This window comes from Martinezella calliandrae, assembly GCF_030272695.1.
Lineage (GTDB): Bacteria > Pseudomonadota > Alphaproteobacteria > Rhizobiales > Rhizobiaceae > Rhizobium > Rhizobium calliandrae.
This window is the reverse complement of record NZ_JARFYN010000002.1, coordinates 207,801-230,710: the sequence shown is the minus strand read 5'-3', so window position 1 is coordinate 230,710 and position 22,910 is coordinate 207,801. Positions and strand designations below refer to the sequence as shown.

Annotated in this window: 17 protein-coding genes and 1 pseudogene; 8 read left to right on the top strand and 10 right to left on the bottom strand. The window is 59.9% G+C overall.

Annotation, left to right across the window (positions count from 1 at the left end):
* Positions 1-215: 215 nt before the first annotated feature.
* Positions 216-1,403, top strand: a complete 1,188-nt coding sequence (locus PY650_RS02630; RefSeq protein WP_285877515.1) for an aq_1923 C-terminal domain — start codon at positions 216-218, stop codon at positions 1,401-1,403.
* Between the two features lie 66 nt (positions 1,404-1,469).
* Here the strand turns inward: PY650_RS02630 and PY650_RS02625 are convergent, their stop codons facing one another.
* Entirely contained in the window at positions 1,470-2,126 is a 657-nt protein-coding gene (locus tag PY650_RS02625; RefSeq protein ID WP_285877514.1) for a TetR/AcrR family transcriptional regulator, read from the bottom strand.
* Positions 2,127-2,192: 66 nt separating this feature from the next.
* Here PY650_RS02625 and PY650_RS02620 point away from each other — a divergent pair, with 66 nt between their 5' ends.
* Positions 2,193-3,362 carry a serine hydrolase domain-containing protein gene (locus PY650_RS02620; RefSeq protein WP_285877513.1) on the top strand — a complete coding sequence of 390 codons (1,170 nt, stop codon included), beginning with the start codon at positions 2,193-2,195 and terminating at the stop codon, positions 3,360-3,362.
* Between the two features lie 84 nt (positions 3,363-3,446).
* Here PY650_RS02620 and aspS read toward each other — a convergent pair whose 3' ends face one another.
* The gene (gene aspS, locus PY650_RS02615) at positions 3,447-5,237 is read right to left on the bottom strand and encodes an aspartate--tRNA ligase (protein ID WP_285877512.1); all 1,791 of its coding nucleotides are present in this window, start codon (positions 5,235-5,237) and stop codon (positions 3,447-3,449) included.
* A gap of 407 nt (positions 5,238-5,644) precedes the next feature.
* Positions 5,645-5,956 (bottom strand): annotated as a pseudogene (locus PY650_RS02610) (endonuclease domain-containing protein).
* A gap of 235 nt (positions 5,957-6,191) precedes the next feature.
* Between PY650_RS02610 and PY650_RS02605 the strand changes: the two are divergent.
* The 3 genes from PY650_RS02605 to PY650_RS02595 all read left to right on the top strand — a co-directional run bounded on the left by PY650_RS02605 (position 6,192) and on the right by PY650_RS02595 (position 10,159).
* Positions 6,192-7,586 carry a multicopper oxidase family protein gene (locus PY650_RS02605; protein ID WP_285877511.1) on the top strand — a complete coding sequence of 465 codons (1,395 nt, stop codon included), beginning with the start codon at positions 6,192-6,194 and terminating at the stop codon, positions 7,584-7,586.
* 167 nt (positions 7,587-7,753) lie between these two features.
* A complete protein-coding gene (gene rnd, locus PY650_RS02600; RefSeq protein WP_285877510.1) occupies positions 7,754-8,899 on the top strand; it encodes a ribonuclease D in 1,146 nt (381 codons plus the stop codon).
* A gap of 207 nt (positions 8,900-9,106) precedes the next feature.
* Positions 9,107-10,159 carry an adenylate/guanylate cyclase domain-containing protein gene (locus PY650_RS02595; RefSeq protein WP_285877509.1) on the top strand — a complete coding sequence of 351 codons (1,053 nt, stop codon included), beginning with the start codon at positions 9,107-9,109 and terminating at the stop codon, positions 10,157-10,159.
* 102 nt (positions 10,160-10,261) lie between these two features.
* Here the strand turns inward: PY650_RS02595 and ppx are convergent, their stop codons facing one another.
* From ppx to PY650_RS02575, 4 genes are all read right to left on the bottom strand, one after another.
* Positions 10,262-11,782 (bottom strand): exopolyphosphatase, encoded by a 1,521-nt coding sequence (gene ppx, locus PY650_RS02590; protein WP_285877508.1) that lies wholly within the window; start codon positions 11,780-11,782, stop codon positions 10,262-10,264.
* An 11-nt stretch (positions 11,783-11,793) separates the two neighbouring features.
* Positions 11,794-13,995: an RNA degradosome polyphosphate kinase gene (locus tag PY650_RS02585; RefSeq protein WP_285877507.1), complete on the bottom strand. Its 2,202-nt coding sequence runs from the start codon at positions 13,993-13,995 to the stop codon at positions 11,794-11,796.
* A 75-nt stretch (positions 13,996-14,070) separates the two neighbouring features.
* Positions 14,071-14,784 (bottom strand): DnaA regulatory inactivator HdaA, encoded by a 714-nt coding sequence (gene hdaA / locus PY650_RS02580; RefSeq protein ID WP_285877506.1) that lies wholly within the window; start codon positions 14,782-14,784, stop codon positions 14,071-14,073.
* A gap of 2 nt (positions 14,785-14,786) precedes the next feature.
* Positions 14,787-15,917, bottom strand: a complete 1,131-nt coding sequence (locus tag PY650_RS02575; RefSeq protein ID WP_285877505.1) for an AI-2E family transporter — start codon at positions 15,915-15,917, stop codon at positions 14,787-14,789.
* A gap of 235 nt (positions 15,918-16,152) precedes the next feature.
* Here PY650_RS02575 and purM point away from each other — a divergent pair, with 235 nt between their 5' ends.
* Positions 16,153-17,226: a phosphoribosylformylglycinamidine cyclo-ligase gene (purM, locus tag PY650_RS02570; RefSeq protein WP_285877504.1), complete on the top strand. Its 1,074-nt coding sequence runs from the start codon at positions 16,153-16,155 to the stop codon at positions 17,224-17,226.
* Positions 17,223-17,900, top strand: coding sequence for a phosphoribosylglycinamide formyltransferase (purN, locus tag PY650_RS02565; RefSeq protein WP_285877503.1), 678 nt, complete (start codon positions 17,223-17,225; stop codon positions 17,898-17,900). Before purM ends, purN begins: the two co-directional genes overlap by 4 nt.
* A gap of 15 nt (positions 17,901-17,915) precedes the next feature.
* On the opposite strand, the gene PY650_RS02560 is transcribed toward purN, so the two are convergent.
* From PY650_RS02560 to PY650_RS02550, 3 genes are all read right to left on the bottom strand, one after another.
* Positions 17,916-19,085: an alpha-D-ribose 1-methylphosphonate 5-triphosphate diphosphatase gene (locus PY650_RS02560; RefSeq protein WP_285877502.1), complete on the bottom strand. Its 1,170-nt coding sequence runs from the start codon at positions 19,083-19,085 to the stop codon at positions 17,916-17,918.
* A 161-nt stretch (positions 19,086-19,246) separates the two neighbouring features.
* A complete protein-coding gene (locus PY650_RS02555; RefSeq protein ID WP_285877501.1) occupies positions 19,247-19,840 on the bottom strand; it encodes an NUDIX domain-containing protein in 594 nt (197 codons plus the stop codon).
* Positions 19,837-21,978: a molybdopterin-containing oxidoreductase family protein gene (locus PY650_RS02550; RefSeq protein ID WP_285877500.1), complete on the bottom strand. Its 2,142-nt coding sequence runs from the start codon at positions 21,976-21,978 to the stop codon at positions 19,837-19,839. The genes PY650_RS02555 and PY650_RS02550 overlap by 4 nt, the downstream gene beginning before the upstream one ends.
* 63 nt (positions 21,979-22,041) lie before the next feature.
* Between PY650_RS02550 and PY650_RS02545 the strand changes: the two genes are divergently transcribed.
* Complete coding sequence (locus PY650_RS02545) at positions 22,042-22,893, top strand: 23S rRNA (adenine(2030)-N(6))-methyltransferase RlmJ (RefSeq protein ID WP_285877499.1); 852 nt, start codon at positions 22,042-22,044, stop codon at positions 22,891-22,893.
* Positions 22,894-22,910: the final 17 nt, after the last annotated feature.

Here is a 22,910-nt window from a genome sequence, read left to right as displayed (position 1 = left end):
TCGGAGATGCCGACTCTCGGCAAGAAATCAGTGGAAAGCACTTGTGGATGACGCCTCAGTTCAGGCACGATCTGACGTAACGTTGGACACAATTTTCATCCATCTATTTGCTATCGCCACTGTCATTGGAATTTAAGGCAAACGTGAATATAACCCGCGACAGTACACGCGATATCTGTACCCCGCCTACACCAGCTCAATGAGGAAAAGCCACCATGACTTTCTATCGGACAACACGGCTGATGCTGTCCAGCGCCGCAATTCTGTCTTTCGCCAGCTCCGCCTTTGCGCTTGATGGCAGCGACCTCTTGAAGAAGATCAATGACGCCTATGCTCTGCAGGGCGGCTCGGTCGCCGCGGAAAGCATCGATGTCAGCGGCACAACGGTGACGCTGAAAGGCGTGAGCATCAACGCGGCGGGCACGCCGGATGGCCTGAAGGTGGGCGATATCACTTTGACCGGCGTCGCGGAAGTGGGCGGTGGCTATGCGATCGATCAAATCGCTTTTCCCAACGTTGCCACAACGAAGGACGGCGTTACCATCGCAGCCTCCGACCTCACCTTGAGTGGTGTCGAAATCCCGGCCGACACCACCAAGGGCGATCTTGACTCCCTGCTGCTCTATAAGACCGCTCACGCCGGCCCCCTCTCCTTCACCAAGGACGGCACGCAGGTCTTCTCGTTCACCAACGCCGACGCCACGTTGAGCAAGCGAGCTGACAAGTCCGGTCTCGACTTCAATGCCAACGTCGACGGTATCAAGGCCGATCTCAGCAAGGTCGCAGATCAGCAGGCCAAGGAGGCCATCAACCAGCTGGATCTACAGCAGTTGAACGGCAGGCTGGCCATGAAGGGCAGCTGGGAAATCGCTCCGGGCAAGATTGACATCACCGAATATTCCCTGGATTTCAAGGATGTCGGTAAGCTGAACATCGCGCTCAGCATTTCCGGTTACACGCCCGCCTTCGTCAAGTCGCTTCAGGAGGCGCTCAAGACCGTCCGCTCCAATCCGAACCAGCAGGATGCCCAGCAATCCGCCGGTCTTGCCATGCTCGGACTTCTGCAGCAGTTGACCTTCAACAGTGCACAGATCCGCTTCGACGATAGCTCGATCACCTCCCGGGCACTGGAATTTGCCGGTAAGCAGCAGGGGGTTTCCGGCAAGCAGCTCGCCGACACGCTAAAGGCGATGACGCCGATCATGATGGCACAGCTCAACATTCCGGAGCTGCAGAACGCCGTTTCTACTGCCGTCAGCGCCTATCTCGACAATCCGAAGAGCCTAACGGTCAAGGCTTCGCCCGACAAGCCGGTGCCGCTGCCGATGATCATCGGCGCCGCTATGGGCGCTCCGCAGTCGATTCCGCAGGTCATCGGCCTCAAGGTTTCGTCCAACGACTAAGCGGCCGTTCTCCAAGCTGCTCAGAAACCCGGCGATCTCCGTCGCCGGGTTTTTCTTTGCCGCCGGTTAGATCTCCTCGGATAGTTGATATTTTTTCAGCTCGCTGAGGCCATGGGACAATAGGGCAAGCAGTTCATCCGTGGTTGCACCATCGCGCGCCTGGACGGACATGCCCTGCACGATTGCGCCCAGAAAGCGAGCTAGCGATTGGGCGTCGGCATCCGGCCGCATGTCGCCCTCCGCGATACCGCGCTCGATCCGTGCCGTGAAGATAGCCAGCGTCTGCAGGCGCATCGACGCGACGTGATGGGCGATCGGCTCGTTTTCCTCTGCGCAATTCAGCACCGCCGTCGATATCATGCAGCCCTTCGGATGCTCCGGCGCCGTGAAGGTCTTGGCGGAATTTGTCAGAAAGCGCTCGAAGGCGGTCACCGTATCGGTCATGTCCGTAAACGGATTGCCGGGCTCCGCTCGTGGCATGCGCCGATACTGATCGAGCGTTTCTCGGTAGAGCTCGGCCTTGGAGCCAAAGGCAGCATAGAGACTTTGCGGCGTAATTCCCATAGCTGCCGTCAGATCGGCGATGGAGGAACCATCATAGCCATGCTTCCAGAAAGTGTCGCGTGCGGCGGCGAGAACCGTCTCGCGATCGAAAGCCGGCGGCCGTCCGCGCTTGCGTGGCGCGGAATCTCCTGTCTCTTCGTTATTTTTCACAATGGTCACTCTAGAATTATTTCCCGATCTGGTTTATTCAGGAATGGTCATTGTGATTATAGAAGGTTTTGCCCCATGAGTCTTCCCCTGGAAAATTCCGCGCGTCCAAGCCACGGCAGCCTTTCTCAAGGTGTCGATGCTGCGATTGATACCGCTCTGGCCGACAAGAGGCTGGTCGGGACCGTGGTCCAGATCGCCCGGAACGGTGAGCTGATCTACAGCCGCGCTGCCGGCCTGGCGGATCGAGAAAACAAGGTGGCGATGCAGGAGGATGCCATCTTCCGCCTGGCCTCCATCACCAAGCCGATCGTCACCATTACCGCCATGCGGCTCGTCGAGCAGGGCCGCATCGGGCTCGACGATCCGATCACCAAATGGCTGCCGGACTTCCGGCCGCGGCTGCCCGATGGAGGCGAGGCCGTTATCCGCATCCGCCACCTACTGACGCACACGTCCGGACTGGGTTACACATTCGCCGAGGCGCAGGACGGCCCCTATCATCGCGCCAGCGTATCTGACGGGCTGGACACCCCCGGCCTGTCATTGGCTGATAACCTCAAGCGCCTGGCCAGTGCACCTCTTCTCTTTCCGCCCGGCGAAGGCTGGCAATATTCGCTGGCGATGGATGTGCTCGGCGGCATCATCGAAAAGGAAACCGGCCGTGCTCTCGGCGAGGTCGTTGAGGAGCTCGTGATGAAGCCGCTCGGCCTTTCCGATACTGCCTTCTCGGTCCGCGACCGCAGCCGCTTGCCAGTCGCCTATTTGAATAGTGCATTTGAGCCGGAGCCAATGGGACAAGAGGCGCTCGTTCCGATCCTCGATGGCTTCATTCGGTTCGCGCCGGACAGGATATTCGATGCCAGCTCCTATCATTCCGGCGGCGCGGGCATGGCCGGAACGGCAAGTGACATTCTTGCCATTCTGGAAGCCATACGGAAGGGCGGCGCACCGCTGCTGTCGGCGGATACTGTCAAGACCATGATGACCGATCAGGCGGGCGGCCATATGCAGACGCAACAAGCCGGCTTCGGCTTCGGTTATGGCTGGTCCGTCGTCATCGACCCCATTGCTGCCCAGGCGCCATTCTCCAAGGGCACGATCAAATGGGGCGGCGTCTATGGTCACAGCTGGTTCGTAGACCCACAGCAAAAGCTGACGGTCGTGGCGCTGACCAATACGGCGATCGAGGGCATGTGGGGACAGTTCACCATCGATCTTCGCGACGCGATTTATGCCGCTCTTTAATTCCCTCCCAAGACCAACAAAAACCCGGCGATTTCGGTCGCCGGGTTTTGCATTTTCATGAAACCTGGAAGCTTGTGAAAATCCTTAGTCCTTCTTGACCGGTGGTATCGGGCGGATTGCCAGCTCGCGCAGCTGCGTGGGCGTTGCAGGCGACGGAGCGCCCATCAGCAGATCCTGCGCCTGCTGGTTCATCGGGAACAGCGAGATCTCGCGCAGGTTCTTGGCGCCGACCAGCAGCATGACGATGCGGTCGATGCCGAAAGCAGCACCACCGTGCGGAGGCGCGCCGTATTGGAAGGCGCGGTAGAGACCGCCGAAGCGCTCCTCGACATCCGCCTGGCTGAGCCCGACCTTTTCGAAGGCGGCAACCATCGTTTCCGGCGACTGGTTACGGATCGAACCGGAAGCGATTTCGAAGCCGTTGCAGACGGCGTCGTACTGGAAGGCTTTGATCGTCAGCGGATCCTGGCTCTGTAGCGCCTCAAGACCGCCCTGCGGCATGGAGAACGGGTTGTGGGCAAAATCGACCTTCTTTTCTTCCTCGCTCCATTCGAAGAACGGGAAGTCGACGATCCAGCAGAGCTCGAAACGGTCGCGATCGACCAGGTTCAGCTCCTCACCGGCCTTGGTACGGGCCTCGCCGGCAAACTTGTGGAACTTGTCCGGATCGCCGGCGACGAAGAAGCAGGCGTCGCCGTCGCCGAGGCCGAGCTGGGTACGGATCGCATCGGTGCGCTCCTCGCCAATGTTCTTGGCAAGCGGGCCGGCGCCTTCGAGCTTTTCGCCTTCCTTGCGCCAGAAGATGTAACCGAGTCCTGGCTGGCCCTGGCTCTGCGCCCAGGCGTTCATGCGGTCGCAGAAAGCTCGGGAGCCGCCGGTCTTGGCCGGGATCGCCCAGACCTGAACCTTCGGGTTAGAGGCGATCATGTTGGCGAAGACCTTGAAGCCGGAGCCGGCGAAATGCTCGGTCACCGCTTCCATAACGATTGGGTTGCGCAGGTCGGGCTTGTCCGTACCGTATTTGCGGATCGCGACATCATAGGGGATGCGCGGCCATTCCTTGGTGACGGGCTTGCCGTCGGCAAATTCCTCGAACACCTGGGTCATGAGCGGTCCCATGGTGTTCCAGACATCTTCCTGGGTGACGAAGCTCATCTCGAGGTCGAGCTGGTAGAATTCGCCCGGCAGCCGGTCGGCACGCGGGTCTTCGTCGCGGAAGCAGGGCGCGATCTGGAAATAGCGGTCGAAGCCGGCGACCATCAGGAGCTGCTTATACTGCTGCGGCGCCTGCGGCAGGGCATAAAACGTGCCGGGATGAATGCGGCTCGGCACCAGGAAGTCGCGCGCGCCTTCCGGCGACGAGGCCGTCAGGATCGGCGTGGAATATTCGGTGAAGCCCACTTCGCCCATATGGCGGCGCATGGAGGAGATAACTTGCGTGCGCCTGACGATATTCCTGTGCAGCGTTTCGCGGCGCAGATCAAGGAAGCGATACTTCAGGCGAACGTCTTCCGGATACTCCGGCTCGCCGAAAACCGGCAGCGGCAACTCCTTGGCGGCGGAGAGCACTTCGATCTCTTGCGCATAAAGCTCGATCTCGCCGGTCGGCATGTTCTTGTTGATCGTGTCTTCGGTACGAGCCTTCACCAGGCCGTCGACACGGATGACCCACTCGCCGCGCACGGTCTCGGCCAGCTTGAAGGCCGGTGAATCCGGGTCGGCGACAACCTGCGTAATACCGTAGTGATCGCGCAGATCGATGAACAGCACGCCGCCATGATCTCGGACGCGATGAACCCAGCCGGAGATGCGGACGGTCGAACCGACGTCGGACTTGCGCAGGGCGGCGCATGTGTGGCTGCGATAGCGATGCATAGTATATATCCTGGACTTGGCGGACGGCGGCGAATGCGGACAAAAGCCCCTCGCCTGCCGACGAGAAAATCGGGCGGAAAAGCGCATGGTGCGCCTGATTTGTCAAGGCTCGAGCGCCGCTTCTATCTCGCCCCAGGCCGACGAGAAAGCAAAAACTTAGGCTTGGATGAGGGCTTGTCCCTCATCCAAGTCTTAGTTTTTGCAAGAGGGGGGGTAGGCGGGGACGCAGAGAACTCCTGAATTGGGGTGAGCAAGGAACGCCCCCGCTCTTGCAATTTCAATGGCTTAGAAATTGCGCCAAACTCTCGAGAGCTTGGAACTTCCGCTCGCACAATTCCGAAACCAGTGGAAATGCTTTCTCGCCCGCCAAGGGCGAGATGGGCTTCGAGATTGCTTCGCGCTCCAGCTCATTCTCCAGTGTTTTTCAGCTTCGCCAGGATCGTTAAACAGATTCCACCAAGATCCCTGACGACCTCGTGGTTCCAGATCCGTAGAATATGAAAGTCCTGATCTAGAAGATACGCGTCTCTTTTCCGGTCAGTCTTGCTTACGGCGTGTTGCGCTCCAGCGACCTCAACGATCATCCGAGCTTCGAAACATACGAAGTCCAAAATCTAACCATCGATCGGAACCTGTGGCTTGACTTTGAACCCATGAAGCTGGCTGCGGCGCAGAGACTGCCAAAGCAGTTTCTCGGCCTTGGTGGCATCAGCGCGTATCGTTATTGCGAACTGTCAATGTCGATCAGAACGTTGCAATGCAAGAGTTTTCTCGTTTCCGTCATCACTACCATAAACAACATGTAGCCAAATGAATTCCAGCACGGCGAGAATTGCGAACCAACATCCACGCCCCCAGTAGTCCGATGCGGCAATTCATCTACCCCAGACCTATTGCTGAATGCCACAGTCAACTTTAAACAGGCATGCACATCCCCGTGTTTCGGAGCCTCGCATGCCCATCCTCACCCGTCGCAATCTTCTGAAAGCCTCCGCCATTGCCGGCGCCTATGGTGTGGGGCTCGACATCGCCGGCAGGTCTGGCGGCAGCGCGATAGCGGCGCCGGAGCCGCAGGTTCTAAAAACCACAAAGATCCAAGCCGATTTGATGGATGCTGGAGCGACCCAGAACGTCTTGACCTATGGCGAAGCCGGCATGCCGCCGGTTGTGCGCATGAAAAAAGGCGAGCCCTTTGCCGCTCGCCTTGTCAACGGCATAGATGATCCGACGACAATTCACTGGCATGGCATCCGCCTCCCGAACAAGATGGACGGCGTGCCCTTCCTGACGCAGCCTTATGTCTATACCGGCGATCATTTCGACTATGCCTTCACTCCGCCCGATTCTGGCACCTTCTGGTATCACCCGCATTGCAACACGCTGATCCAGATGGGGCACGGCATGACCGGGGTCATCGTCGTGGAAAATCCGAAAGATCCGACATTCGATTCCGAAGTGGTCCTCAATCTGCGCGACTGGCGGCTCGGCGGCGACGGCCAGTTCATCGCGCAGTTCCGGCCGCGCGATTCCGCCAAATCTGGTACCTACGGCACGGTGCGGACGGCCAATTGGCGGCAGCAGCCGCAATATGACGCGCCTTCCGGCGGGCTGGTCCGGCTGCGCCTCGCCATAACTGACGTCACGCGCATCTATTCTTTCCGCCTGGAAGGGGCTGAAGCAACGGTGATCGCCATCGACGGCAACCCGGTGCCGCAGCGCTTTCCGCTCGAATTGCTGCAGCTAGGGCCCGGTCAACGCCTTGAGTTGGCCGTACGTATGCCCGACGACGAAGGCGCGATCGTCAAGCTCGAGGATATCAGGGGCACCGACCCGAAGGTGCTCGCAACGCTGCGGTCGGTCGGCGGCACGTTGAAGCGCGATGTTCGCGATCTGGCAACCGTTGAGGACAATCCGGTCGCGAAGGCGGATATTGGCTCGGCCCAACATATTCCGCTGATCCTCAGCGCCACGGCGGAAAACTCCGCCGACAACAGCATTTGCGGTTCGCTCGGCTTTAGTTTCTGGGCGATCAACAAGGTGCCGTGGCCGGGCGATTCGCCCGATCCGACCACGCCGCTGGCCGAACTGAAACTCGGCAAGAGCTATGTCATCGACATGGAAAACGTCACGCCGCACACGCATCCGATCCATCTGCACGGCATGAGCTTCACAGTGCTCTCCTCTTCGACACGCCAGGTCCAGCCATTCGTCTCGGACACCTACCTCATACAGCCGAACGAGAAGGTGCAGCTCGCTTTCGTTGCCGATAATCCCGGCGACTGGGTGCTCCATTGCCATATCATCGAACATCAGAAGACGGGCATGACCAGCTATCTGCGCGTGGCTTAGGCAGGAATGGGAAACCCGCGCCACGCTGGCTTTGCGCGACCTATTTGCTTTGAGCGATTCCGCTTAAAAGCGGCGTCTGCCTGAGGCTTGGGCTTTCGACGTATTGACATATCCGACCGAAAGGAGAAGGAAGGTTAGCGGACTATTTTACCGATGAATGTGTTGATATGATCGAAACTACCGCCCAATTGGAGGCGGCCTGCCAAGAGCTGGCCAAGTCAGAATTCATTACCATCGACACCGAATTCCTGCGCGAGACGACCTTCTGGCCGGAGCTGTGCTTGATCCAGATGGCGAGCCCGACGACCGAAGTGCTTGTTGATCCGCTGGCCAAGGGCCTGGAGTTGAAACCTTTCTTTGAGCTGATGGCCAATCCCGCCGTCATGAAAGTATTCCACGCCGCCCGCCAGGACATCGAAATCATCTTCAATCGCGGCAACCTTATCCCGCACCCGATCTTCGACACCCAGGTCGCCGCCATGGTCTGCGGTTTCGGCGATTCGGTCTCCTACGACCAGCTCGTCAGCCGCATCAAGAACGTTCATATCGACAAGTCCTCGCGCTTCACCGACTGGAGCCGCCGGCCGCTGTCGGAGAAACAGCTCGACTATGCGCTCGCCGACGTTACCCACCTGCGTGATGTCTATCTTTCGCTGAAAGTGCAGCTTGAGCGCGAAGGTCGCGCCTCCTGGCTGCTCGAAGAAATGGCAATCCTCGAAGCGCGCGAAACCTATGATCTGCATCCGGACGATGCATGGCAGCGGCTGAAGATGCGGCTGCGCAAGCCGCAGGAACTGGCCGTGTTGAAATACGTCGCCGCCTGGCGCGAACGCGAGGCGCGTTCCCGCAATGTGCCGCGCGCTCGCGTGTTGAAGGACGACGCCATCTACGAAATCGCCCAGCAGCAGCCTAAAGACATGGAAGCCCTCGGTCGCCTGCGGACGATCCCGAAGGGATGGGAACGATCCGCCTCCGGCACGGCCGTATTGGATGCGATCAACCAGGCCTTGGCGTTGCCCAAGGCCGAGATGCCGCATGTGCCGCGTCATCAACAGGCGCCGGAGGGTACGGCCGCAGCCGCTGAGTTGCTGAAGGTTCTTCTGAAGCTCATTGCCGAAAAGCACGGCGTCGCCCCGAAAGTCATCGCCAACAGCGAGGATCTGGATAAGATCGCCGCCGAAGGCGAGAAGGCCGACGTGGCCGCTCTCTCCGGCTGGCGACGCGATCTTTTCGGCGAGACCGCGCTGCAGCTTATCCAGGGACAGGTGGCCCTGCGCTTCGTCGGCAAGCGAGTCGAGACAGTCAGCCTGTAATCGCGTGACCGTTGCCAACCGTCAGCGATGCCGAACATTTGGCGGTTGCGCACTCTCAAAAAATGGCGATGTTGGTTCCGAACGCGATTGTGCCCCACATCCGACAGAATGGATACTTAGCGCAATCATATAGTTGATGGCGCACAGATCTTTTGCCAAACCAATCCCGGTTTGGGGGTATGCGCTGGCTCTTGGCGGATCGACAGCATGGGAAGGTTCCATTCAGCGCTCAACTGGGTTGTGACCGCGATTTTCGTCGCCGCAAGCGGCGTCGTCTATGGCAAGCTATTTTTCCATGCATCACCGCTCTATATCGGCGCAGTCTATGCGTTATTCTGCGGCATGCCGGCACTGGCCTTCGAACGCCGCATGATCCTGCCGCGCTTGAACCGTTGGATGCATCGCCTGCCCACGCCGGCCTTTATCGTCTCTGCCTTGATTGCCGATTTCGCCTTGATCGCCATCGGCTTTGCCGTGGCCGGCGCCCTGCTGAAATCCCTGCACCTAATCACCGACAACTGGGCCGAAGCCATGCTGCTCCAGGTCGACGTCTACATCTACGCCATCATCGTGACCGCTATCGTCGTCTTCGTCGCGCGTGTGCGGGAGCTGCTTGGCCGTGACGTCTTCCTCAGCCTTTTGACTGGCCGTTACCGCAATCCGGTGCAGGAAGAGCGCGTGTTTCTCTTCATCGATCTCGTCGGCTCGACTGCCTTCGCCGAGGAGCGTGGCGACCTCAAGGCACAGCAATACCTGGGCTCCATATTTGGCGCGATTGCCGAGCCGGTGCGGCGGCACAAGGGCGCGATCGACGACTATATCGGCGATGCCGCTATCATCACCTGGCCGCTTGAGCGTGGCGTGAAGAATGCCCGTTGCGTTCGCTGCGTTTTCGACATCCTTGCCGATATCGAGGCGAATGCAGAAATCTGGCTGAAATCCTACGGCAGAGTGCCGCGCCTGAGGGCAGCGCTGCATGGCGGCGGCATCGTCACCGCCGAAATCGGCGTCGACCACCACAAGATTGCCTATTTCGGCGACACGGTGAACACCACCGCCAGGTTGGAATCCCTCTGCAAGGCACTGGAACGCCAGGTGCTGATCTCGGCCGACCTTGCAAGACGGATAGAGCTTCCGGAGGAGATCGCCATGGAAGATCTGGGCGATCACGCTGTTCGCGGCCGCGACCAGACGCTCGGGGTGATCGCCCTGCATATGCCGAGAGAACATGTACGGAAGGCCATAAGCAATGGGCAATAGCAACAGCTACTATATGCCCGGCGCCGCGGGCCAATCCTTAGGTTTAAAGCCCCCTCAAACACGCAGTCTGTGGAACCTTCTCCTAGCGGCGAGAAGGTTTTCCTACTCGAACCGAAACGCCAATCTTCTGTTTGTCAGCCTGCCGAGCTGCTGCAGGCGGCCTTCCAACCGTTCGCCGGCAAAATCGTGGTATTCGGCCGGCACGACGAATTCGAGATCCAGCTCCGGATTTTGCGAGCGGCGGAACGACAAGTTGCGGACGACGCCTGGCATGGAAGCCGAAAAAAGATAGACGACACGCAGCAGGCCACCGAGCAGCTTGGCCCGCTCGATGAAGAGCGGCGTAGCGATCGTCGCGAGCGGCCCCGTGGCGCCGTCGTCGTTAAGGCCCTCGAAACGATAGTAGTTGGCGAGCGCAATGAAGGCGCGGCCGGCATGAGTGATGCCGACGAAGGAGGTGTGGGCGATGATGTTCAGCGCCTGCAAACCACGATAATCAGGATGGGCGCGCCAGCTAATGTCAGCAAGCAGGCACGCGGCCTGGCGATAGCGGCTTTCCTCCTCCGTCTCGGTGATGCCGAAGAAAGGCATCATCCGGCCGGTCCACTCGGCAAGCTCGCGGGCATGTTCCGGCGAGCGGGCACGCAGGATGGCAAGCTCACCAGCGGCTACGAGAAGCGGATCGCTATGACGTTCGGCTTCGGTCAGCAGCGAATAAAGGTAGCCTTCACGCACGCCCTGTGCCGAGAAGGACACGATGGAGGGCTTCATCTCCGCCAATACTTCGCGCATTGCCACCGCGCCGAAGGGCAGCAGCGAACGGCGATGCTTGGAGATCGACAGCAGCGCCGGCTCCTTCGTATCCCTTGCCTCGCTGATCTGGTCGAGGAAGCGCATCATCTCGTCCAGCGGTACTTCATAGCCCTGCATCATGTGCAGCGGATATTTGCGGATTTCCATGTGCAGCTTGGCGATGTTTCGCCAGGTGCCGCCGACAGCGTAAAAGGTGCGACCCTCGCCCTTGCCTAGCAATTTTGCTGTTTTCACATGCTTGCGGGCAAAGCTGCGCGCCCTGGCGAGCGAACCGTCGGCATATTCCGAAAGCCTGAGGCCCCCGAGCGGCAGAGTGACGCCCTTGCCGATTTCCTTGCCCTTGATGTCGATGAGTTCGAGCGAGCCGCCACCGAGGTCGCCAGCGATGCCATCTGGACTGAAAAAGCCGCTGATGATGCCGAGCGCGGAAAACTGCGCTTCTTCCTCGCCCGAAAGCAAGCGCACCTTACGCTGCAGGATCGATTCAGCCTGATGGATGAACTCTGGGCCGTTGCTTGCCTCGCGGGCGGCAGCCGTCGCTAGAACATAGATGGTCGATGCGCGCGCCTGGTCGGACAGCGCCTTGAACCGGTGCAGGGCAGCGAGCGCGCGCGCAACGCTCTCCTCATCCATCCTTCCCGTCAGCGCTATGCCTTTGCCAAGGCCGCAAAGCACCTTCTCGTTGAAAAGGATGGTTGGCGACCGCGAATGTCCTTCATAGACGACAAGACGAACCGAGTTCGATCCAATGTCGACAACGGAGACAGGGGCTATACCGGGAAGGCGCCCCTGGGCTTCTGATTCAACCATGCAGGTCCAATTTATATCTTGCGGCCCGACAATAGCCCGGCGATCAGTTTCGGCGCGCTGGATTTCAAAGCTTCACCACGGCCCGACAGGCTGGGATTGGTCATGAAATACTGCTGCGCGTTGAACGGCTCTTCACCTCTGCGCACTTCCATGCGCCGCGAAGTACCGTCCGGCAATATCTCGTAGCTCTGCTGATTGTCAATGATGTTGCCCAGCATGATCTGTGAAAGAACTTGCTCATGCACGGTCTTGTTGGTCAGCGGAACGAGGGTTTCGACGCGGCGATCGAGGTTTCTCGGCATCATGTCCGCCGAACCGATATAGACCAGCGCCTTTTCCGACGGCAGGCCTTGGCCATTGCCGAAACAGAAGATGCGGCTGTGTTCGAGGAAGCGGCCGACGATGGACTTGACGCGGATATTTTCGGAAAGACCTGCCACTTGCGGACGCAGGCAGCAGATGCCGCGGACGACGAGATCGATCTCGACGCCGGCATTGCTGGCCCGGTAAAGCGCGTCGATGATGTCGGGGTCGACCAGCGAATTCATCTTCATCCAGATCGCCGCCGGCTGGCCGTTCTTGGCGTGCTCGATTTCCTCCTCGATGTGCTGGAGGATGCGCGGGCGGAGTGTATAGGGCGAGACGGCGATCTTCATGTCATGTTCCGGCTCGCCATAGCCGGTGATGAAGTTGAAGATGTTTGCCATGTCGTGGGCGATCTTCGGATCGCAGGTGAAATAGGACAGGTCGGTATAGATCTTGGCGGTGACCGGGTGATAGTTGCCGGTACCGAGATGGCAATAGGTGCGCAGCTTGCCGTCTTCGCGGCGCACGACCATCGACATCTTCGCATGCGTCTTCAGTTCGATGAAGCCGAAGACGACCTGCACGCCGGCGCGTTCGAGATCGCGCGCCCAGCGGATGTTGGCCTCTTCGTCGAAGCGTGCCTTGAGTTCCACAAGCGCCGTGACGGACTTGCCCATGTCAGCGGCATCGATCAGTGCGCGGACGATCGGGCTGTCGTTCGACGTACGATAGAGCGTCTGTTTTATCGCCAGAACGTCAGGATCGCGCGCAGCTTGGAGCAGGAACTGGACCACCACGTCGAAGGATTCATAGGGATGATGGACCACCATGTCCTTTTCGCGGATCGCGGCAAAACAATCGCCGGCATGTTCGCGGACACGCTCAGGAAATCGGGCATTGTAAGGCTCGAAACGCAGGTCGTCTCGCGGGGCCTTGGCGATTTCCGACAGCGTGTTGAGGGCCAGCAGGCCCGGCAGAACGGCAATGCGGTTCTCCGGCACGTTCAGCGATTCCACCACGAACTGGCGCAGTTCGAGCGGCATTTCCGAGTCGGTCTCGATGCGGATCACCGAACCTCGGCGGCGGCGCTTCAACGCCGTTTCGAAAAAGCGAACGAGATCTTCGGCTTCTTCCTCGACTTCGATATCGCTGTCTCTGATGATGCGGAAGGTACCCGAACCCTGCACCTCATAGCCGGGATAAAGCCGGTGAATGAAGATGTTGACGACGTCTTCGAGGGTGATGTAGCGGATGACGTTGCTGGCATCCGGCAGGCGGACGAAGCGATCGAGCGCCGGCGGCAAGCGCAGCAGCGCCGTCATGGGCTCGCGGCCGTTCTTGCTGGTGAGTTGCAGCGCGATCGAGAAACCGAGATTCGGGATGAACGGGAACGGATGCGCCGGATCGATGGAAAGCGGCGTCAGGACCGGGAAGATCGCCTGCTCGAATTCATTGGCAAGCCACTGCCGGTCGGCCTCGGAAAGTGCCGGCGGGCGGACAATTAGAATGTCTTCTTTGGCGAGATACTGCTGCAGCACGGCAAGCGATGCCTGTTGCTCCATTTGGAGATTGTCGATTTCGCGAAGGATGTCGTCGAGCTGTTCGGCCGGTGTCTTGCCATCCGGCGTGCGCATAAGGATCTTCTGGCGGACCTGGCCTTCGAGGCCGGCGACGCGCACCATGAAGAACTCATCGAGGTTGGCGGCGGAGATCGAAAGGAAACGGATGCGTTCCAGCAGCGGATGCGCCGTGTTCAACGTTTCCTCGAGAACGCGGCGGTTGAACTGCAGCCAAGAGAATTCACGATTGATGAAGCGTTCAGGGCTGGTCAGCAACTCGTTGATCGGCGGCGCGGCCTCCGGCGCTTGCTGGCTGGTGTCCTGATGTTCCGTTAACGCCGAGTCCATGCACCTACCCTCATCTTAGAACTTTTTGCCACGTATAGCAGTTTGACGACGGAACTGTGACAGTTAACCAATCGCTCAATCAGCCAAGTCGGAATTGCCCAATTCATCTAATACTTCAACGGCCAACAGGCGTGTAATCCTGGTGCCACGACCAAGCGCCAACCGATCCAGCCGGTCGACGATCAACTGCGCGGCGTTCAAGGAGCGCTCCATTCGATTGACGATATAAAGGACAAGTTTATCATCGATATAAAGCTGGCGGTCCGCAAAAAGCTTTACAATCACCTGCGATAACAGCTCCTCGTCCGGCTCGCCGATCTCGACCACGGTCGCCGCTTTCAGTCGCGAGCGCAGATCGGGCAGCGCGACCGGCCAGGACATCGGCCACAGCCTGCTGGTCATCAACAAGCCCGTGCCGTTTTCCCTGACACTGTTGATGACATGAAAAAGCTCGGTGTCGTCGAAGCCCAGGCGATCGACATCCTCGAAGATGACCGGATCGTTCGCCGCCGCCACCGCGGCGCCGGAGCCGGTTTTCGGGTGAATGGAGATAGCGCCGCTTTTCTCGCGCCAGATACTTGCGAGATGTGATTTTCCCGAACCGACCGGCCCGGCGAGGATCACCACCGGCGATGGCCAGTGCGGCCATGAATCGACGATCTTCACGGCCGCGCTCAAGGGATTGGCGACCAACAGGTCGTCACGGCCGCTCGCGGCGTCATGAGTGAAGGCCAGGGCTAGCTGTTCGGCGGGTCTGCGCCTGAGATCAGCGTTCTTCGTGTCGGTCATGTCTATTTGTTCTCAGGATTGCCGGCCTTGGTTCTGCGCGCTTTACCGGTTTCCGAGCGTCCATGATAGAGGTCGCTCTGAAGGTACCGCGAAAGGGCAAAACGGACAAGGACGCCACAGGCTGCCGCGGCCGGAACGGCGATCAGCAGGCCGACGAAACCGAAGAGTGCGCCGAAGGCAAAAAGGGCGAACATCAGCCAGACCGGATGCAGGCCGACACTTTCGCCGACGAGCTTCGGCTGCAGCACGTTGCCCTCCAGGAACTGGCCGGTGAAGAAGACGGCGAGCGTGAGGCCGATCCAGAGATAATTCGGCCAGAACTGCACTAACGCAACGCTGACCGCGAGGAAGAGGCCGACCAGGGAGCCGACATAGGGGATGAAGCTGATCATGCCGGCGAACAGGCCGATCAGCAGGCCAAAATTCAAACCCACCAGCGACAGCCCGACGCCGTAGTAGACGCCGAGGATGATGCAGAGCGAGCCCTGGCCGCGGATGAAGCCGGCAATCGCCTGATCCACTTCCCGAGCGATCTTGCGCACGGTCGAGACATGATCGCGCGGTACCCAGGCATCGACCTTGGCGATCATGCGATCCCAGTCGAGCAATATATAGAAGGCGACGACCGGAGTGACGACCATGAGCGAGAGGATGTTGACCAGCGCCTTGCCGGAGCTCCATAGCTGCGCGAACAAGCCGCCGACGAAGCTCAGTGCATCTGACAGTATGCTGGAGAAATTGTCCTTGATTGCACCGAGCTGATTGCGAATCCAATCCGGCAGCATCGTCGTCTGCGTATGCGCGACGAATTTCTGGAATTGCTGGACGTAGCCCGGTATATGTTGAACGAAATCGTTGAACTGATTGATGATGATCGGAATAAAGATCGTCAGTGCCAGCGCAAAGACCAGCACGAAGGCAACGAGGATCACCACCGTCGCCATGAAGCGGCTGAGACCAATCCTTTCCAGCCGGTCGGCGACCGGATCGAGGAAATAGGCGACCGACATGCCGGCGATGAACGGCAAGAGGATCGAGCTGAAGAGATAGAGAAAGGCAATGAAGGCGGCGAGCACGATCACCCAGAAGATGATCTGGCGCTTGAGGCTCGCACCGCTGACTTGCTGCTCCATCGACTTCCCCATTATTGGCCGCCGTCGGCCGCTCGCTTAAGACATAGGATGACGGACATAGGATGACGCCGCAATTATGGTCAAGCCTGTGGCCTGAAATCGGCCTTTGGGCGCTGTGAAGCGGGGAAAATCGAGGGTTCGCCTGCGCTAGCGCCTTGCATAAAGGTTCCTGTCATGCAATGGCGACCCGATTAAAATTGTTCCAATTGGAATGATGGCCATCGGAGGCGGAAGCATGAGCCAGTCTGGAAAAAACGGTCTGACCTATAGCGACGCGGGCGTCGATATCGATGCCGGCAACCTGCTGGTCGAAATGATCAAGCCTGCGGTTCGCTCGACGCGCCGCTCTGGCGCTGATGGCGAAATCGGCGGTTTCGGCGGCCTCTTCGACCTGAAGGCCGCGGGCTTCAGCGATCCGGTGCTGGTTGCCGCGAATGACGGCGTCGGCACCAAGCTGAAGATCGCCATCGATGCGAATTATCACGACACCGTCGGCATCGACCTCGTTGCAATGTGCGTCAACGATCTCGTCGTCCAAGGTGCCGAACCGCTGTTCTTCCTCGATTATTTCGCGACCGGCAAGCTCGATCCCGATCAGGGCGCAGCCATCGTCGGCGGCATTGCGGCGGGTTGCCGCGAGGCGGGTTGTGCGTTGATCGGCGGCGAGACGGCGGAAATGCCGGGCATGTATTCCGATGGCGATTACGATCTGGCCGGCTTTGCCGTGGGTGCGGCCGAACGGGGTCAGCTGCTGCCCTCCGGAGATATCGCCGAGGGTGACGTCATTGTCGGCCTCGCTTCGTCCGGTGTCCACTCCAACGGTTTTTCGCTGGTGCGAAGGATCGTCGGCCTCTGCGGCCTTGATTGGGATGCCCCCGCCCCCTTTGCCGACGGCAAGGCGCTCGGTGAAGCCCTGCTGACGCCAACGCGCATTTATGTGAAGCCCCTTTTGAAGGCGATTCGCGAAACCCATGCCATCAAGGCGCTCGCTCATATCACCGGTGGCGGCTTCCCGGAGAATATTCCGCGGGTGCTGCCGAAGCATCTCGCGGCCGAGATCGATCTTGGCGCGGTCAAGGTCCTGCCGGTCTTCTCGTGGCTAGCAAAGGCAGGCGGCGTCGACTCCAAGGAGATGCTGCGCACCTTCAATTGCGGGATTGGCATGATCGCCGTCGTGGCGGTTGAAAATGTCGAAGCCGTCAAGGCAGCGCTTGAAGCCGAGGGCGAAACCATCGTCACGCTGGGCCGCATGATCGCCCGTGATGAAGGCGCTACCGGGACCGTTTACAAGGGCACGCTGGCGATATGAGTTCGGCCCGCAAACGCGTCGTCATCTTCATCTCGGGCAGCGGCTCCAACATGATGGCGCTGGTCAAAGCGGCGGCGGCTTCGGATTATCCGGCCGAAATCGTCGGCGTGATCTCCGACAAGGTCGGTGCCGGCGGTTTGGCGAAAGCAGCCGCAGAGGGTATCGCCACCTTCGCCTTCGTCCGCAAGGATTTTGCAAGCAAGGACGCGCATGAGGAGGCGATCCTCGCGCAGCTTGACGCTTTGTCGCCTGATATCATCTGCCTTGCCGGCTATATGCGCTTGCTCTCCGGCCGCTTCATCCAGCGTTACGAAGGCAGCATCATAAATATCCACCCTTCGTTGCTGCCGCTTTTTCCCGGCCTGCATACGCATCAGCGCGCCATCGACGCTGGCCAGCGGATCGCCGGTTGCACCGTGCATTTTGTCACCGAGGGCATGGACGAAGGCCCGGCGATCGGACAAGCGGCGGTGCCGGTGCTGACTGACGACACGGCCGAAACGCTCGCCGCTCGCGTGCTCACGATCGAGCATCAGCTTTATCCGCAATCACTCCGATTGCTAGCGCAGGGCAAGGTGCGCATGGAGGGCGGCAGAGCGATTTCCGCCGCCCAGATAGCCGTTGCCGGCGGGCGACAGATCATTTCACTGCTCGGTGACACCAACCAGATCTAACTAACTGTGTTCCCCTTACGCAGCCATTGCCATCAGCGGATTTAGCGTGCCGTCGCTATAGACGATGCGGCCATTGCGGAAGGTCGCGCGAATGCGATGAACCGCGCCATGCTCGACGGCGACCAGATCGGCCTTCTGGCCGACTGCGATCTCACCACGGTCCCTGAGACCTGCGGCGCGCGCGGCACCAGCCGTGGCCATGGCTACGGCGGCCGGCAGGCCGCCGCTGACGACATCGGCAATCTTGAAGATCGCCGGCACGAAGGCAGCCGGGTGATAATCGGCGGCGATGATGCCGAGCAAGCCGGCACCGGCGGCATCGAGCGCACTGAGATTTCCCGACATGGATTGGCCACGCAAGGCGTTCGGCGCGCCCATCAGCGTCCAGAGACCGCGGCGACGCGCCTCTTCGGCGGCCGGCAACGTCACCGGAAACTCGCTGATCGTGACACCGAGGTCGAACATTTCGGCCACCTTTTCCGCGTTGTCGTCGTCATGCGAGGCAAGCGATAGCTTGTGCTTCAGGGACAGCCTGATGACATCGCGCAGTTTCCGATCGATATCTGGATCCTGCCGCAGGGCGATGCGGCGGGCCAGCACTTCCTGGGCAGCTTCGCGAGTGATGCCGCGGCGCTCCGACATACTAAGAAGGTAGGCTTCGATGTTGTTATATTGCCCCTGCCCCGGCGTATGGTCGGTGAGCGACACCATGTCGACAAAACCATCTTCCAGCAGACGCTCCAGCGTCGGCGCTGCGCCGACATTGGTGATCTCATAACGGGCATGAACGCGATGATCGATCAGCAAGTGGTCGCGCAGGCTGTTGATGCCCTTGATGACAGCCGAGGTGGTCTCCAGCGACCGGACATGGCCGTAGACACTTTCGGTGGCGAAGGAGACAGCGGCGTAGGCCGTGGTGACGCCGGCGGCGGCAAGTTTCTTGTCGAGTTCATGGATGCCGAAATCGACGGGCATGGTCGCATTCGGCCGCGGCGCGATTTCGCGCTCGATCATATCGCCGTGCAGATCGACGAAGCCCGGCATCAGTAGCCGTCCACCGCCATCGAATGTCGCCCCCTCCACCAGTTCGGGTCGGATCTCCGCTATCACACCATCTTCTATGCGAACCGATCCCTGATCGACGACCTCATCGGGAAGAACGAGCGAAAAATTGCTGAGCCACATCGGCTTTCTCCTGAAATAGCATCAATCGTTTTGAGGGCATAGTGATGGTCCGGACCTATCCGGGGAGCGTCCCTCGTTAGTCGCGATTCGTGACATCATGATGAAAGCTGCAACATCGATTTCGGAGGCAACCAAAGACAACCGAACCGTCTTATTTTAGGCTATTTCAAGCCTGCCCTGTTCAACGTCGCCCATTGCAGAAGTATGATTGTCTTGGCGTCGTAGATCTCGCCTGCCTCGATCATCGCCATGGCATCGGCGAGTTTCACTTCGAGCACATCGATATCCTCGTGTTCGTCAGCGAGCCCGCCGCCACTACCGATGCGATCCGTGGCGTCGACAACGGCGGCGAAGAAATGCATGACCTCGACGACCGCACCCGGCGAGGTGAATGCCTTGAAAAGAAAATTGACCTCTCGAACGCGGAAGCCGGTTTCCTCAATTGCCTCTCGGCGGATCGCCTCTTCCGGATGATCGCCGTCGAGCAGACCGGCGGGTACTTCGATCATCCATCCGGGAAAGCCGGTGAGATGGGCCGGCAGACGGAACTGCCGCACGAGAATGACTGTTTCGCGCTTGGGGTCATAGAGTAGAATGCAGGCAGCCGGCGTGCGGTGATAGATTTCCCGCTCCAGCCGATGCGTCTCGCCCGCTGAATCCGTGTAGTCGATGTCGAAGCTGCTCAGCCGCGTCCATTGATCTGAAAGCGTCTTCTCGTTGACGATCTCGACCTTCGCCTTGTCAAATTTGCTCATGCTTTATCCTTGCGCAGCCAAACCTTGTTATCGTGCACGGCCGCGCCGCCATAGGGCGCGACGGGATCGGCGCCGGTCAGCACATTGATGCCTTCGCCATCGACATGCGCCTTGTTCGGCCACAGGCCCTCGGCAATCAGCACACCCGGCTTTACATCGGTCGTGATGCGCGCATGGATGCGGATAGCGCCCCTGACATTGCCGATCTGCACGAGGTCGCCATGGGCGATGTCCAATGCGGCAGCGTCCCCCGGATGGATCATCACCTCCGGACGACCTTCCTTCTGGCGCGAAGTCTTCGTTTCCGCAAAGCTCGAATTCAGGAAATTGCGCGATGGCGATGTGGCAAGGCGGAACGGATGGTCTGGATCGGCAACTTCGATGATGTCGACCTGATCGGGAAACTCCGGTAGTGCCACATGAGGGCCAAGCAGGCCGACAGCTTCCGGCGGCCGATTCGGGGCCGGTTGGCTGACCCAGTCTGGACGGAAGCGGAACTTGCCGTCGGGATGGGCAAAACCGTTGAGGAAATGCGCATCCTCGAAAGCCGGCTGGCGATTGAACCACTTATGCTCGACGAAATAATCATAGTCCGGCAGGCCGCTTCGCTCCAGAACGCGGTCGATCATCTCGCGAGCTGAAAAACCGAAGCCGGGACGATCGGCCACGCCGAGCCGTTTCGCCAGTTCCTCGATGACGAAGAGATTGCTGCGCACCGTCGGCGGCGGCTCGACCAGCTTGGGGCCGAGCAGGATGTGGTTCTGACCGCCGGCGCGGTAGATGTCGTCATGCTCGACGAACATGGTCGCGGGGATGACGATGTCAGCCATCTCAGCGGTATCCGTCATGAACTGTTCGTGCACGGCAACGAAGAGGTCGTTCCTGGCAAAACCACGCTTCACCAGCCGCTGTTCCGGCGCGATATTCACGGGATTGGTGTTCTGGATCAGCATCGCGGTCACTGGGCCGCGATGGCGCAAGGCGACGGCATCGCCGGTCAGCGCACGGCCGATCTGCGACTGGTCGATCATCCGGATACCCGGATCCTTCATCGATCGGCCGGTCAGCTCGCTCGCATCCATGCGGAAGATATCGCTGTTGGAATGGAAAGCACCGCCGCCCTCATATTGCCAGGAGCCGAGGACTGTGGCGACCGATGCTGCCGCGTGCATGGCGACAGCACCGTTGCGCTGGCGGGTAAAGCCGTAGCCGAGGCGAAAATAGGTCTTCTTCGTCGTGCCGACGAGCTTGGCGAAGGCCTCGATCTCATCGACCGACAGGCCTGTGATCGCAGCTGCCCATTCCGGCGTCTTTGTCTTCAAATGCCGTTCGAGGCCGGCCGGATCGTCGGCAAATTTCGCCATATACGCGCGATCGGCATAGCCGTCGCGGAAGGCGATGTGCATGACGGTGCAGGCGAGCGCCGCATCCGTTCCAGGTTTGACGATCAGCGCTAGGTCGGCCTGCTTCATCGTCGGATTGTCGTAGATGTCGATGACGACGATCTTGGCGCCCCGCTCCTTGCGCGACTTTACCGCATGGCTCATCACGTTGACTTGGGTGGCAACCGCATTGGTGCCCCAGATGACGACGCAGTCGGCGCGGCCCATCTCGTGCGGATCCGGGCCGCGCAGCACCCCGGTCGCCATGGTGAAACCGGTCCAGGCGGGGTTTGTGCAGATCGAGGAAAAGAAGCCCGAATAGCGCTTCGCATGGCGCAGCCGCTCGATGGAATCACGCTGCACCCAGCCCATGGTGCCGGCGTAAAAATATGGCCAAATCGCTTCGCTACCGTCTCTTGCCTCGGCCTTGACAAAGGCATTGGCGATCTCGTCCAGCGCGTCGTCCCAGGAGATCTGCTGCCAGCGCCCCTCGCCCTTGGCACCGGCGCGGCGCAGCGGCTGCATCAGCCGATCCGGATGGTAAAGCCGCTCGGCATAACGGGCGACCTTGGCGCAGATGACGCCCGACGTGTAGGAATGGTCGTTGGCACCGCGCACGCGGCCGACCTTGCCATCCTCCGTCAGGTCGATCTCCAACGCGCAGGTGGAGGGACAGTCGTGCGGACAGGCCGTGTGGCCGATGCGGGATTTGGCGTGAATAGGGGTCGCAATGTTCATGGCGTTTGTATATTTCATGCCTTGTCCGGCCAAAAGGCATAATCTGGCCCATCGCAACAATTCATGCGGACTTCACTGACAATGAACTATCGGCATATCTACCACGCGGGCAATTTCGCCGATGTGCTGAAGCACGCGGTGCTCGCCCGCCTCGTCCGCTACATGCAGAACAAGGACAGGGCTTTCCGCGTCCTCGACACCCATGCCGGCATCGGCCTCTACGATCTCTCTTCGGAAGAGGCGCAAAAGACCGGCGAATGGCGAGACGGGATCGGCCGGCTCTTGGAAACCGAGCTGGTGCCGCTGATTGCCGGCCTGCTGAAGCCTTATCTGGCCGCCGTCCGCGAGCTCAATCCCGAAGGCGGCCTGCGGTACTACCCCGGCTCGCCGAAGCTCGCCCGCATGCTATTTCGCCCACAGGACCGGCTATCGGCCATGGAGCTGCATCCGGACGATTTTCAGCGGCTGCATCGGTTGTTCGAGGGCGATCACCATGCGCGCATCACCGAACTCGACGGCTGGCTGGCGCTCGGCGCGCATCTGCCGCCGAAGGAAAAGCGCGGCATCGTCCTGGTCGATCCGCCTTTCGAGGAAGACGGCGAATATGAGCGGCTGGCAGACGGCCTTGCCAAGGCCTGGCGCCGCTTTCCCGGCGGCACCTATTGCCTATGGTATCCCCTCAAGAAGGACGCACCCATCAAGGCTTTTCACGAGGCACTGCAGGCATTGGAAATTCCGAAGATGCTTTGCGCCGAACTGGCGGTCAAGAGCGATCGCGGCTTCACCGGCCTGACCGGCTCAGGGCTCATCATCGTCAACCCACCGTTTACGCTGAAGGACGAGCTACATGCCTTGCTGCCGGCTCTGAAGGATATGCTGGCGCAGGACCGGTTTGCCTCGCAGCGCGCCTTCTGGCTGCGTGGCGAGCAGTGATATTTCTTTCGCACATC